The sequence below is a fragment of the [Actinomadura] parvosata subsp. kistnae genome (assembly GCF_900323885.1).
Lineage (GTDB): Bacteria > Actinomycetota > Actinomycetes > Streptosporangiales > Streptosporangiaceae > Nonomuraea > Nonomuraea composti.
Genome location: NZ_OOHJ01000035.1, coordinates 1 through 11752, shown reverse-complemented (window position 1 = coordinate 11752; position 11752 = coordinate 1). Strand labels below are relative to the sequence as shown.

General features: G+C 69.4%; 13 protein-coding genes and 3 pseudogenes. 12 read left to right on the top strand and 4 right to left on the bottom strand.

The window, feature by feature from the left end:
• Window positions 1-794 precede the first annotated feature (794 nt).
• Window positions 795-1223, top strand: a pseudogene (locus tag KIS93_RS69510) (phosphotransferase); the annotation flags it as partial.
• A gap of 23 nt (window positions 1224-1246) precedes the next feature.
• Window positions 1247-1846, top strand: a complete 600-nt coding sequence (locus KIS93_RS62245; RefSeq protein WP_186404724.1) for a phosphotransferase — start codon at window positions 1247-1249, stop codon at window positions 1844-1846.
• Here the strand turns inward: KIS93_RS62245 and KIS93_RS62240 are convergent.
• A complete protein-coding gene (locus tag KIS93_RS62240; RefSeq protein ID WP_155127472.1) occupies window positions 1833-1973 on the bottom strand; it encodes a hypothetical protein in 141 nt (46 codons plus the stop codon). The two genes, KIS93_RS62245 and KIS93_RS62240, sit on opposite strands and share 14 nt — an antisense overlap.
• A 24-nt stretch (window positions 1974-1997) precedes the next feature.
• The gene (locus tag KIS93_RS62235) at window positions 1998-2513 is read right to left on the bottom strand and encodes a P-loop NTPase family protein (RefSeq protein WP_080046780.1); all 516 of its coding nucleotides are present in this window, start codon (window positions 2511-2513) and stop codon (window positions 1998-2000) included.
• A gap of 280 nt (window positions 2514-2793) precedes the next feature.
• On the opposite strand from KIS93_RS62235, the gene KIS93_RS62230 reads away from it, so the two are divergent.
• Window positions 2794-3033: a hypothetical protein gene (locus KIS93_RS62230; RefSeq protein ID WP_155127475.1), complete on the top strand. Its 240-nt coding sequence runs from the start codon at window positions 2794-2796 to the stop codon at window positions 3031-3033.
• Here KIS93_RS62230 and ribD read toward each other — a convergent pair.
• Together ribD and KIS93_RS62220 are read right to left on the bottom strand one after the other, a co-directional pair.
• Complete coding sequence (gene ribD, locus KIS93_RS62225) at window positions 3020-3865, bottom strand: bifunctional diaminohydroxyphosphoribosylaminopyrimidine deaminase/5-amino-6-(5-phosphoribosylamino)uracil reductase RibD (protein WP_230466209.1); 846 nt, start codon at window positions 3863-3865, stop codon at window positions 3020-3022. The two genes, KIS93_RS62230 and ribD, sit on opposite strands and share 14 nt — an antisense overlap.
• Before the next feature lie 26 nt (window positions 3866-3891).
• Window positions 3892-5103: a helix-turn-helix domain-containing protein gene (locus tag KIS93_RS62220; RefSeq protein ID WP_186405190.1), complete on the bottom strand. Its 1212-nt coding sequence runs from the start codon at window positions 5101-5103 to the stop codon at window positions 3892-3894.
• 323 nt (window positions 5104-5426) lie between these two features.
• Between KIS93_RS62220 and KIS93_RS62215 the strand changes: the two genes are divergently transcribed.
• The 9 genes and pseudogenes from KIS93_RS62215 to KIS93_RS62180 all read left to right on the top strand — a co-directional run.
• Window positions 5427-6326: an SAM-dependent methyltransferase gene (locus KIS93_RS62215; protein WP_186405189.1), complete on the top strand. Its 900-nt coding sequence runs from the start codon at window positions 5427-5429 to the stop codon at window positions 6324-6326.
• Window positions 6323-6619 carry a hypothetical protein gene (locus KIS93_RS62210; RefSeq protein ID WP_080039163.1) on the top strand — a complete coding sequence of 99 codons (297 nt, stop codon included), beginning with the start codon at window positions 6323-6325 and terminating at the stop codon, window positions 6617-6619. The genes KIS93_RS62215 and KIS93_RS62210 overlap by 4 nt, the downstream gene beginning before the upstream one ends.
• 482 nt (window positions 6620-7101) lie before the next feature.
• A complete protein-coding gene (locus KIS93_RS62205) occupies window positions 7102-7365 on the top strand; it encodes a hypothetical protein (RefSeq protein WP_186405188.1) in 264 nt (87 codons plus the stop codon).
• A gap of 127 nt (window positions 7366-7492) precedes the next feature.
• On the top strand, window positions 7493-8329 hold the full coding sequence (locus tag KIS93_RS62200) for a class I SAM-dependent methyltransferase (protein WP_186405187.1): 837 nt from the start codon (window positions 7493-7495) through the stop codon (window positions 8327-8329).
• Window positions 8330-8331: 2 nt separating this feature from the next.
• On the top strand, window positions 8332-9291 hold the full coding sequence (locus KIS93_RS62195) for a hypothetical protein (RefSeq protein WP_155127480.1): 960 nt from the start codon (window positions 8332-8334) through the stop codon (window positions 9289-9291).
• Between the two features lie 11 nt (window positions 9292-9302).
• Complete coding sequence (locus KIS93_RS62190; RefSeq protein WP_080039166.1) at window positions 9303-10145, top strand: phytanoyl-CoA dioxygenase family protein; 843 nt, start codon at window positions 9303-9305, stop codon at window positions 10143-10145.
• Between the two features lie 23 nt (window positions 10146-10168).
• Window positions 10169-10375 (top strand): annotated as a pseudogene (locus tag KIS93_RS69505) (putative quinol monooxygenase); the annotation flags it as partial.
• Window positions 10376-10575: 200 nt separating this feature from the next.
• Window positions 10576-11061, top strand: a complete 486-nt coding sequence (locus KIS93_RS67145; RefSeq protein WP_246005577.1) for a PLP-dependent aminotransferase family protein — start codon at window positions 10576-10578, stop codon at window positions 11059-11061.
• Window positions 11049-11752, top strand: a pseudogene (locus tag KIS93_RS62180) (PLP-dependent aminotransferase family protein); the annotation flags it as partial. The gene KIS93_RS67145 and the pseudogene KIS93_RS62180, both read left to right, overlap by 13 nt.

The following is an 11752-nucleotide window of genomic DNA, read 5'->3' as shown; positions in this document are numbered from 1 at the left end:
TTGAGCTGGTGCCAGCCGGTGTTGCGGCCCGGGTAGACGAACTGGGTGCGGCGGGTCTCGCGGCGGTCGGTGATGTGGATGGGTGGTGACGTGTTCGCTGGGAAGGGCACCAGCTCGTGCTGGGGGATGCCGAGGGCCTCGAGGGGTGGCCAGCGAGAGGTGGTCGAGGCCGATGACGCCGCCGGATTGGGCGTACGGGGTGGGTGCGGCTTCCAGGACGGACACGCGGGTGAAGCCGGCCTGGTGGAGCAGCAGGGCGAGGACGGGGCCGGTGATCGAGGCGCCGACGATGGCGATCGACGGCTGCGAGTGGCCGGTAGGCGTTGCTGGGGAGGCGGGACGGGCGTGATCATGGCAGCTCCTGGGGTGTGTGGCTGAGGGGCTGCCGGACAGGGGTGACGGGCGCCTGGCCGATGCTGCGGGCTGCGGCGTGGGGCCCCTTCCGGCGCCCGAGCCGTCGGCGGTACGGCGTACTGCCCTCGCAACCGTGTGGTCGTGGCCTGGCTGAAGATGTTTTGCGCCAGCAAAAGATCTGTCAGCCGGGCTGCGGCTCGCCCACCAGGACGGCGGAGCCGGGCGAGAGCACGGTTGCGAGGGCGGGAAGCCGTGCCGCAGGCTCCGAAGCCGGAAGGGGAATCCACGACGCTGCACCCCGCATGTGCCGGGCACCGGTTCGCGGGTGGAAGCTCCCGGCGCGACCCCCGGCGCGGCGGCGGGGTGACCGTCGAAGGCCGTGAGGCCGGTGCTTGAGGAGATCGCGCGGCGGTCCGGGGCGGCCGGCCGGTAGCCTCCTGATGGTGAGGGATGAGGCTGCCCACGTGCAGGCCAGGGGCCGTGGCAGGATCGCCGATGTCGAGGTGAGGCGGATCGCGCAGGCGTTCGGGCTCGGTGGCGTGCGGGAGGTCCGGTTCTTGCCGGCCAGGATGATGAACCGCAATTGGCGGCTGCGCACCGATGCGGGCGTGTTCGCGCTGAAGGAGATCGTGGACGTGCCGGTGCCCGAGGCGCGCCGAAGTCTGGTCACGGTTCGCGCGTTGGCGGCGGCCGGGTTGCCCGTGTGCGAGCCCCGCCCTGCGGTCGGCGGGGACGTGGTGGCGGAGGTGGACGACGCCGGGTTCTTCTGCCTGCTGCCGTGGGTGGACGGCGACCATCGGAGGGGAACGGACCTCGACGTCGGGCAGGCGCGCGAGCTCGGGCTGCTGCTCGGCCGGATCCATCGCGCGCTGGCCGACGCCGGTTTGGGCCGGTGGATGTGCGGCCGCGGGCCAAGGTGGGCTCGCCGGAGGCGGCGGAGGCCGAGGCCGATCGGTTCCTCCGGCTCATCGGCTCCCTGCCGTGCGCGGAGCCGTTCGATGCCGCTGCCGCCGAGGCGCTGGAGCGGCGCAAGGAGCTGCTGGCCGTTCACGCGGGCGATCGTCCTGGTGATGAGGTGGCGCGCGGCCCGGTCGGGTGGACGCACGGCGACTTTCAGCCGCTGAACCTGCTGTGGCGGGACGGGCGGGTGGTGGCGGTGCTGGATGGGGACCGGCTGGGGGTGCGGCCGTATGCCGAGGAGGTCGTCCGTACCGCGCAGGTGCAGTTCGCCGCCGAGGACGGGCGGTGGGAGCTGGAGCGGGTGGCGGCGTTCGCGGCCGGTTACCGGTCGGTGGTGGCGCTGGCGCGGGAGGAGCTGGCCGCTGCGGTCGAGCGGCTGTGGTGGAAGCGCATGACGGATTTCTGGCCGCTGCAGTGGCACTACGGCAAGGGCGATCACGGCCCGGATGGGCTGTGGGTGTCCGGCGAGCGGTTGCTGCACTGGTGGAGCGGCCACCGCGAGCGGGTGCGGGCGGCGTTCAGCTTGGGATGACGCCGGCGGGGTCGCGGCCGGCGGTCTTGGCGCGCCGCAGGGCGGTGGTGCGTTGGGTGAGGCGGGCGGCGTGGCCGTACAGGTGGTCGCGGATGGTGCTGGGGTCGAAGAACGGGTCGACGGTCACAAGGAGCATCCCCCGGGGGCGGGATCAGGTCATGGTGGAGCCGGGGAGCCCGGCCAGGAAGCGGCGGGCGGCTCGGCGGCTGGTCAAGGTGATGACGCGGGCGTGGGTGGCGTGCTCGGCGATGAGGGCGCGGACCTTGGGCCGCATCCGGCGGCGGTAGCCGAGGACGTAGGTGATGAAGCCCCAGTGGATGCGGTCGTACACGCCTTGCTCGGCGTGCTGGCCGCCGCAGTAACGCCGGCGGCGCTGGAGGATGCCCCACAGGCACACGAGTGGAGGGATGTCGAGGAAGATCACGGTGTCGGCGTTCGCCAGCCGGATGTGCAGGGTGGAGGCGAAGTTGCCGTCGATCACCCACTGGGGCTCGGCGACGAGCTTCTCCTGGATGGCGGCGAACTCCTCCGGCGGCAGCGGATTCCAGTCGGCGTCGTAGTAGACGGCGTCGAGGTGGGTCATGGGGACGTCGAGGAGAGCGGCGAGCCGGCGTCCCACGGTGGTCTTGCCACTGCCGCCGCAGCCGATGACGGCGATCCTGCGCATGTCGTCAGAGGTTACCCAGCGGGGAAGATGCCGGGCCGGGGTTTGCATCGTGTCGTTCGCGGATACCAGGGCGGCAGCGTCGAAGCCGAACCGGACGTCGCGGTGAGGGCCGGCGACTTCGGCGCACGACAGGCAGACGTGGCCATCGAGGGCGATCTGCACGGCTCACGGCGATGCCGCCGTCGAACGCATCGTGCTGCGTCAGGCGCAGGGGCCCCAAGGCCTACGGCCGGTAGCCGTACCTGGGTCCGCAACTGACACCTTCACGCCGCCCGCGCCAGTGGCCGATTCCGTATCTTACGATGTCGAACGATCACGCGGCGTCGTCAACCTGCACCTCGCATCCGCCCCCACCGCCTCGAACAAGGTGCCGGCGTTCCGGACAAGCCGCGGCAGCCCTGCTAAGACTCCCTTCATCGCCTACGAGCACACCGTCCACCCCGTTCAGCTGTTGCGCCGCTTGGCCAACCCGCAGCAGATCCACATCGTGAATCAGTGGTTGTCGCTCACCTCGCCCTGAACGGCGCATCCTCCCGTTGGGCCTGCACCAGCACGTGATCTTGTACACGACGAACAGCCGAGATGCGGAAACCCGCCAGAGGCAGGTCGCCGCCTGGCGACGAGGAAGCGCGGTCGGGAAGGTGGACTAGTACCTCATCAACCAGACCTGCAGCGGCACACTGCTCGGCGAGTCCGCGTTCACCGAGCACCAGCAACGACCGCGCCCCTGCCGCGTAGAGGGCCTGCAACACCTTCTCCGGCTCGCCTTGCGGCAGCTCACCAGGCAGAACAAACGTATCGCCATGCCCACCAGGCGTGCCTTCCCGCAACTGCCCATCCGGGCCCACCACGGCGTCGTACCCGCGCACGTCGAGGGCGGGGACCCGGCGACCGTCCTCGGAATCGGCTCTGTACGCCCATGTCACGAACGGGGTACCTCGACCCAGCGCGGTCAGCCAAGGACGCAGCACCAGCTCGGCCTCGTCTCGCAGCACTCCAACCTCAACGTCTACCCCGGCCCGGCGCAGCTCGGCCACACCACCCTCGCCCCTGGACGTGGGGTCGATCACGGCAACCACCACCCGCGCGATACCGGCCTCGATCAGCAGCGCCCGGCAGGCGGGAGCGCGACCCACATGGTTGCAGGGCTCCAACGTCACCACCGCCGTACCGCCACGTGCCCCGAGGCCGGCTGCAGCCAAGGCGTTGCCCTCCGCGTGCGCCTCACCCTTGCGGCGGTGAAAACCCTCACCGATCACACGACCATCCGAGTCGAGAATGACACAGCCCACCGGCGGATTCGGGCTCGTCGTACCGAGACCCAGCGCTGACACGGCAATCGCGCGTCGCATCGCAGCGACCTCCAGCGCGGACGCCATCAAACTGCGGAGGTGGCGTCGAGCTCGGCCAGGAACTGTGCGACCGGTTCCAGGTGAGCGTGGCGTGCGAGCTGAGGCGCGACCGAAGTGACCATGGAGAAGATTCTGGTCGATCCACTGTCCTGCGCGACAGTCAGCGCTTGGACAGCCGCAAACGCTGCGGCTTCCGGCTCGTGCTCGGCGGCCAGGGCGATCGACAATCCGGCGTGGGCAAGGCCGCGATCTCGCTGGTATGTAGGTGAAAGGTCGTTGATCGCGGACTGGAACGCGCCTACAGCCCGCTCTGGACGCCCCAGCGTGAGCCAGATCCGGCCGCGCTGCATTTCCACGTACGCCGGGGTGCAGAAAGCTCCGTGGCCAGACCTCGCGTCTCCGGCATCGTCGGTGGTCGCGTGCTCGCGCGCGCGGTCAAGCAGCTCATGCGACTCCACCTCGGCCCCATCCAACGCCAACCCATGCGCTTGCTGCTGCAGAATCGCAGCCAGCATAGGACCCGCGACATTGCCCTGCTCGCGGCACGCCGCCTCCGCGAGACTGACCACCTGAGCACCGTTACCCGCAGTTTGCGCCTGCTGGCTGCGCCGGAACAACGTCCACGCCACCATCGGGCGGTCCCCAGCCTCCAACGCCCATTCCATGGCACGCCCTGTCCACAGACGGCTGGCGGTCAGATCTCCCGCGTCCTCGTACAGCCATGCCGCTGACTCTGCGTACTTGGCGGCCAGACGAAGGGACCCGTCGCGGAACGGTGAGCGCACATGACGAAGCAGCGCCGTCAGGATGGTCAGCTGCGTGCAGACACCGCCGAGGGCATGCCGCGGGCCCAGCAAGTTATCCGTCCGCACCAGCGTGTGCCATTGCTCCCCAACGTGTGCAAGCAACTCCTCGGTATGGCTCGGAGAGAGACGCTGCATGCGGCGATCCACCAGCGGATCCTCGATCGGAACGGGCAGCGCCAGCGGATTCACCCCCTTAACGTCGTCTTGAGGCGAAACTGTGGCGATCCTCCCACGGGGCCGCGCACTCACACGTCCAGGCACCAACTCCACAAGTGCGCCAGCAGCGTTCAATTCTCTGTCGAGTTGGTGAGCCAATGGCAGGGATGGGCGCTTCAAGTCATTCGCGACTTTGGACAGGTATCCGACGTCGTAGTGAATGGCTCTGGCCAGCTTGCGCAACGAGACATCGCGCTCCTCCATCAGCGCTCGCATCTTCTCGCCAAAGCTAGTCATTGCCTGCCCGCACGTCAGGAACGGTGTTGACCTGTTGACCGCTGTTGCCTGTTGGCCCAAGGGCAACGGTCAACGTCTCCCACGGTAGCCCTAGTGGGCGATTCCATGGCTGACAGAAGGCATATCACGTCAGCCAACACGCCTGTTGGCGCTGATGCGCCTCGCAGGAGTGGTTCGGCCCCGGCCCGGTGCGTCAACACCAGGTAGTTCCGGGGCCTTGATCAGGAATCGAGGTCCTGACCCATGCAAAAGCGTAGAGCCGCGACCGTCCAAAAGCACACGGATCCTTGCATGGCGGCGTCGTGACGACCAACCGACCTGACGCAGGGAATTCCCCTCCTGGCGACCTCCCGCCTCGGCGACACCGTGACGGGTTCGAGCCCACCGCCCGCGCGTACAACGTCGGCCTGTTCGGCAAGGACCACTACGAGGAAGACAAGGCCGGTTTCCAGGAACTGACCGAGGTGGCGCCGCTCCTGCCGATAGCGGTGTCGGAGAACCGCCACTTCGGCTTCCGGGGGGTCACGGCCGCAGCGCTCGGCGGCGTCGATCAGTTCCTCAATCTCGGTCTTGGGTTTCCCGCCCCGGACGGCATCTCCATCGCCGACGTCATACGGCCCCACCAGCCGCTCGCCCGAGTCGTCCACGTGGACGCGTCCCAGGTAGTGGCCTCACATGGCCGCGCCATGCTCGCGCGAGTGGACAACGTGTCCATGGTGCACGCCGACGCCCGCGAACCGGACCTGGTGCTGAAGGAGGCCGCAGAACTGCTCGACCTCAGCAAGCCGCTGTGCATCGTGGCCACGGCGCTGTTGCATTTCTGGCCGGATGAGCAGGAACCGGCCGCCGTCCTGTACGAGTACATGCGGGCGGTCCCTGCGGGTTATCTGGTCCTGTCGCACGCCTGCGGCGAGGAGATGGATGCTCTGCGGTACGCCCAGCTCCGCTCCATCTACCAGCGGCGCTTCGCGCCGATCTACCCCCGCACCCGGGCAGAAGTCGCCGCGATGCTGCATGGGCTGGACGTGCTGGAGCCGGGCCTGGTCGAGGCGTCGCAGTGGCGATCGAACGATCGGCGCATTGACGTTGGCGACGCGTACTTCCTTGCGGCGGTCGCCAAGTTCGGCCAGTACGTCGTCACCTTGCGCACGAAAGAGCGCACGAACGCCGAAACGGCCAAGCCTCTGTTGGAGGCATCGTGAAACAGGCCGGCACCCGGACGGATCGGGGATGGGCCGATCGGCTTGAGCTGGAGACCGGCTACTGGTGGCTGGTCCTCCAAGTCGAGGAGCTGGTCATCGCGTTCTATCGGGGGTACTGGAACCCGGCCGGCGTCTATCACTCAGGTGACGTGTACGACCCTGAGCCGCTGTGGAGGCACATCCGCAAGACGCAGGACGAGAGTCGCCGCTGGGCGATCCAGAACGGCGTACGCCCTCTGCCTCCTGTCCTGGAGCATCAGCTTCCCGACGCCCTGCGGATGAGGGTCGGGTGATGAGACGAGACGCGGCCACGCACACGGCCCCGTGCGCAGCGAGAACCTTCGCGCCGCGTCCCGGCGTGGCCGGCCCGGGACCGCTCATCCATGGCCGGCCACGCACCACGGCGCGAGCCTGGTGTCCTGCACCCTCCACCATCGTGCTCGCGCCGATCGACACTCGCCGCCCCCGGCGTACCGCCCGTGCGGGGGCGGCGAGTTCCATACTCCCCTGGCTGACGCTTCCCCGCCTGACATCCAGGGGATCGCGGAAGGCGGGCTTGGCGCGGCCGTCGGCCCGCCTTCTGCAACGCTCCATCTCTCCCGTTCCTCCGCACGCGGCGGGTCCCGAACTACCCGCATCGGGCCCGCCGCACCTTCCCTTCGCCCTGCTGCCCCTGACGGGTGAAGAGGCCGTGGGACGGCGTTCGCGACAGCTCACCCGCCGTTCCACGGCCACACCACATCAACCGAGTTACGAGCACAACCTGGTGATCGAGATGAGCCGAGACAACCCCACCACGTGGGCCCACCTGCAGCTCCATGCCCTTCGCCGCGTATACCCGGGCTGGGACATCATGCGTGGCCGTGAGAACGGCGCAGAGGTATGGGGCGCCATTCCCCGCTTCACGATCACGAAGCCCATGGAGGCGGCGGGAGTCAAGCTCGTCATCCGCGCGCCCGACTGCCACACCCTGGCCCCCGCGCTGTCCCAGCAGCAGCACCTCGCCCACATGTTCCGCGCCACCACCCGTACCACCTGAAAAGGAGGCACACCCGCATGCCTCCCCCGCCGCCCTCGGCTGGGCCCGGTCTGGGGCGGCCCCAGCCGTGGGGCGGTCCAGCCGCTCATGCCGTCCCACGGCTGCCCCGCTCGACGAGAGAAGCCTTGTGGACCCCTTCATCGCTCATCCCTACTACGTCCCCAGCGGCCCGCTACGGCCGTGGGTCAAGAAGCTGATGCGCCGGCTCGGCTGGAAGGAGGTGACCATGAGGTCAGAGCCCTACGCAGGGCTGGCCGACGACTACCACATGCTGCTCGGCGGCCTGGCCGAACACACCTGGCGCGTCGGTATCCTGCCCGAGGCCGCGCGAACCCGGCCGCGCCCGTCCGCAGTCGTCGTCGATCTCGGTGCGGGGACGGGCATCGGTGGCCGGCTTCTCGCCGCCCACCTGCCGCAGCCCATGCGTATCGGCGTGGACCGCTCAGCGGCGATGCTCGCCCAGGCCGCCGACGCCTACGAGCACACCGTGCTGTCTTCCATCGACGTCCTGCCGCTGAGCGACGAGTCAGCCGACCTGGTGGTGTCCGGCTTCGACACCCTCAACTACCTGCCCATCCCGGCACTCGGCCGGTGCCTGCGCGAGGTCGCCCGCTGCCTGCGTCCAGGAGGGCGGCTCATCGCTGACTTGTCCTCACCCCACCTGCTGCGCTGCCACTGGCGCGACCACAGCGACGTGCAGGAATTCCAGGACGGCACCGTGCACTGGCGGCACCGCTACGACCCCGGGAACGACCGGTGCGTCAGCGTCGTCGAACGCCGAGACGCCGCCGACGCGACCTGCTGGAGGGAGACCCACATCCAGTACGCGGTGGACGCCGGCCAGCTCAGCGAGCTGGCCGCCGCGGCGGGCATGCGCGTGGAGCGAGTCCGCGACCTGGAGCACAACCACTACAGCCCCGCTGCGTTCACCCACGTGTGGACGCTGCGGAAGGAGGCGAGGTAGACGTGTCACGCCTGGGCCCAGCAGTCCGCACATTGCGCCACCAGTTCGGCGCCGACGTACGCCCGATGACCCTGACCACGCTCAACCGTGCCGGCCTGCTGCCCACCTACCTCCAGGCCGGCGCCGACGTGCACGGCAGCCACGGCCTGTTCTACTGGCTGCGCGCCCGCGGTCGCGGCCACCTGGTGCGTCGTGGTGCCGCCGCGATGGTGCTGGCCTGGCGCTACGACGTGGAACGGCTGATCGCCATCCGCCCGGTCGGCCCTCTCGAGGAGGCGATGCGGCTCCTCGACGCCGCCGCCCGCTCGGCCGCCGCTCGGTCCGGCCCGCCGCTGGTGGTCCGGTACTGCTCGCCGGTCCTCGCCGAGCACCTGCGCGCCGAGGGATGGACGCAGATGAGCAGCCCGTGGCACGCCGACGCGCCGGCCGACGACGAGATGCACCCGGAGGTGGTCGTCACCGCCCCTGCCGTCGAGATGCCGGGCGGCCGCAAGTACAAGCCGCTGCGGGAGGCGGTGTTCCTGCACGCCTCCCGCTATCGGTACAGCGCCCGGCCCGCGCCGCTCGGCATCGGCGAGAGCACGCTCATCCACGCCGAAGCCGCGAGAGCCAGCGACTATGACCCGCACGAGCGCGGGTTCAACGACGCCGTCACAGCCAGCTTGGACTCCCACCGCCACGACGGGCTCACCTACCACTACCTGACCCGCCACGACCGGCTGGCCGCTTTCGCGATCACCGCCGACATCACCGGCATCGCCCACGGCTACTACCTGGCCGCCCGCAGCGAACCCCGGCTGGCCACCTACTTCCTGTGGCTGATCTACCTCCAGCAGCGCCGCGCCGGCGCCTCGGCGCTGAACCTCGGTGGCTCGGAAACCAGCTCCCTGTTCGCGTTCAAGACGCGCATCTTCCCCGACCACCTCCTGCAGCGCACCTGCCTGCTGCAAAGTCCCGAGTGAGAGGCCACGGCATGCCCACCACCACGTTCGTCATCCACAACGCCGACGTCACCAGGCCCGACCGGACCTGCACCACGATGCTCACCCCGCACGAGGAGGACACCTTCGTCCGCCGAGGTGTCGTCGTCCCCGACAGCCGCATCCCTGACGACCTGCTCGAGCTGCTGCGCGAGGCGATCGATGAGCAGGTGGCCGCCCACTTCCCCTCACCTGGCGACAAGACCTACGACAAGGAGTTCGCCGGCCAGTACGTCCGGGACCCGCACAAGCAGGACCCACGCATCGCCATGATCCCGCTACAGTCCTTCGGCCTGGCCGACACCGTCCGCTGCCTGCTCGGCCCCCGGATCGTGCTGCGCAACTCCAACGTGCGCGTAACCCGCCCACGCACTGGCGATGGGACCGTGTGGCATACCGACTATCGGCCCCACACCTCACCACCGTCACGCCTGGTGTCCGCACCCACCGTGATCACCTGCCTGATCTACCTCGACGCGGCGAACGAGCGGACCGGGCCGCTGCTGGTGGTCCCGGGCAGTCACCACCGTCACGACCAGCCACCGGCAACGGACGATACCTTCGACGACCAGGTCGCGATCCGCATCGAGCCCGGCCAGGTCGTCCTGATGAACGCCGCCCTGTGGCACCGCGGCGGCGCCAACCACAGTGAGCAGACGCGCCGCCTGCTCACCCTGCAACTGTCGTCGATCTTCATGCCGGAGTTCAACTTCGAGCCCAGCCTCCCCTCCGCCGCCTACCAACGGGAGCTCGAACAGGCGCGCTCGCGCGAGGACGAGCCGCTGCTGGAACTGCTCGGCCATGGCGGACTCAACCCGCTCAGCGCCCGCTACTGACCCCAACACGAGGAGGACAACGGATGATCCTGTACCGCGTGGCCCTCACGGTGGACCCCGGCCACCTGCAGCGCGCTCGCCACCTGTTCGCCGAGTTGGTCGAGGCCAGCCGCCGAGTCCCAGGAGTGATCGACTTCGACATCCTGCACGACCCTGCCGATCCCTGCCGCTTCGTGTCGATCGAGGTCTACGCCGACCAAGCCGCTGTCGAACTGCAGGACAAGCTGCCCCAGCTCCAAGCGGTGATGGACGCGTTGCCCGCCCTGCTGACCAGCAGCCTCACGGGAACCAAGTTCGTCGTGTCGGCCAGCGAGCCATGGACACCGCAGCCACCGACCCCCCCGGCAGGGCAGCACGACCGGGCACGGAGTGTGAAAGCCTGGCCGCCTAGCGTGCTGCCGTTCCTCGCCCACATCTCGGAGACACGATCATGGCCCTGCCTGCTGAGCCCGCCGACTCGCTCGCCTTCACCGCCGCGCTGGACCTCATCTCGCAAGTCGAACCCCGCGTCGCCGAAGCGGTCCGGCAAGAACTTCAGGACCAGCGGGAAAGCCTCAAGCTGATCGCCAGCGAGAACTACGCCTCCCCCGCCGTCCTGGCCGCGATGGGCAACTGGCTCAGCGACAAGTACGCCGAAGGCACCATCGGCCGCCGCTTCTACGCCGGATGCCGCAACGTCGATACCGTCGAGCAGATCGCCGCCGATCACGCCACCGCCCTGTTCGGCGCGGCCCACGCCTATGTGCAGCCGCACTCGGGCATCGACGCCAACCTGGTGGCGTTCTGGGCCGTGCTCGCCCAGCGCGTCGAAGCGCCGGCCCTGGCCCGCGCCCAAGCCGCCACGTCAACGACCTGTCCGACAGCGACTGGGAAGACCTGCGCCGCGACCTCGGCAACCAGCGGATGCTCGGCATGAGCCTCGACGCCGGCGGCCACCTGACCCACGGCTTCCGCCCCAACATCAGCGGCAAGATGTTCCACCAGGCCAGCTACGGCACCGACCCCGCCACCGGCCTGCTCGACTACGACCAGGTGCGCGCCAAGGCCCGCGAGTTCCGGCCGCTCATCCTCATCGCGGCTACTCCGCCTACCCCAGGAAGATCAACTTCCGGGATCATGCGGGAGATCGCCGACGAAGTCGGCGCACCCTCATGGTGGACATGGCCCACTTCGCCGGCCTCGTCGCCGGAAGGTCTTCACCGGCGACTACGACCCGATCCACGCCCCCACATCGTCACCACCACCACCCACAAACCCTGCGCGGCCCCGCGGCGGCATGGGTGCTGTGCCAGAGCGAGCTGGCCGAGCAGGTGGATCGCGGCTGCCCCATGGTGCTCGGCGGGCCGCTCCCCCACGTCATGGCCGCCAAGGCCGTCGCTCTGGCCGAAGCCCGCACGCCCGACTTCGCCCGCTACGCCGAAGCCGTCGTCGCCAACGCCCAGGCGCTCGCCGAGGGCCTGCGGCGACGGAATGTGACTCTGGTCACCGGCGGCACCGACAACCACCTCGTGCTGCTCGACGTCTCCCCCTTCGGGCTGACCGGCCGACAGGCCGAAGCCGCCCTCCTCGACGCGGCGTGGTCACCAACCGCAACGCCATCCCGCGAC

Excerpts from the sequence above, each read along its gene's own strand:
- KIS93_RS62190 (WP_080039166.1), top strand. The coding sequence starts at position 9,303 with ATGCCCACCACCACGTTCGTCATCCACAACGCCGACGTCACCAGGCCC.
- KIS93_RS67145 (WP_246005577.1), top strand. The coding sequence starts at position 10,576 with ATGGCCCTGCCTGCTGAGCCCGCCGACTCGCTCGCCTTCACCGCCGCG.
- ribD (WP_230466209.1), bottom strand. The coding sequence starts at position 3,865 with ATGCGACGCGCGATTGCCGTGTCAGCGCTGGGTCTCGGTACGACGAGC.
- KIS93_RS62205 (WP_186405188.1), top strand. The coding sequence starts at position 7,102 with ATGAGCCGAGACAACCCCACCACGTGGGCCCACCTGCAGCTCCATGCC.
- KIS93_RS62220 (WP_186405190.1), bottom strand. The coding sequence starts at position 5,103 with ATGCGAGCGCTGATGGAGGAGCGCGATGTCTCGTTGCGCAAGCTGGCC.
- KIS93_RS62235 (WP_080046780.1), bottom strand. The coding sequence starts at position 2,513 with ATGCGCAGGATCGCCGTCATCGGCTGCGGCGGCAGTGGCAAGACCACC.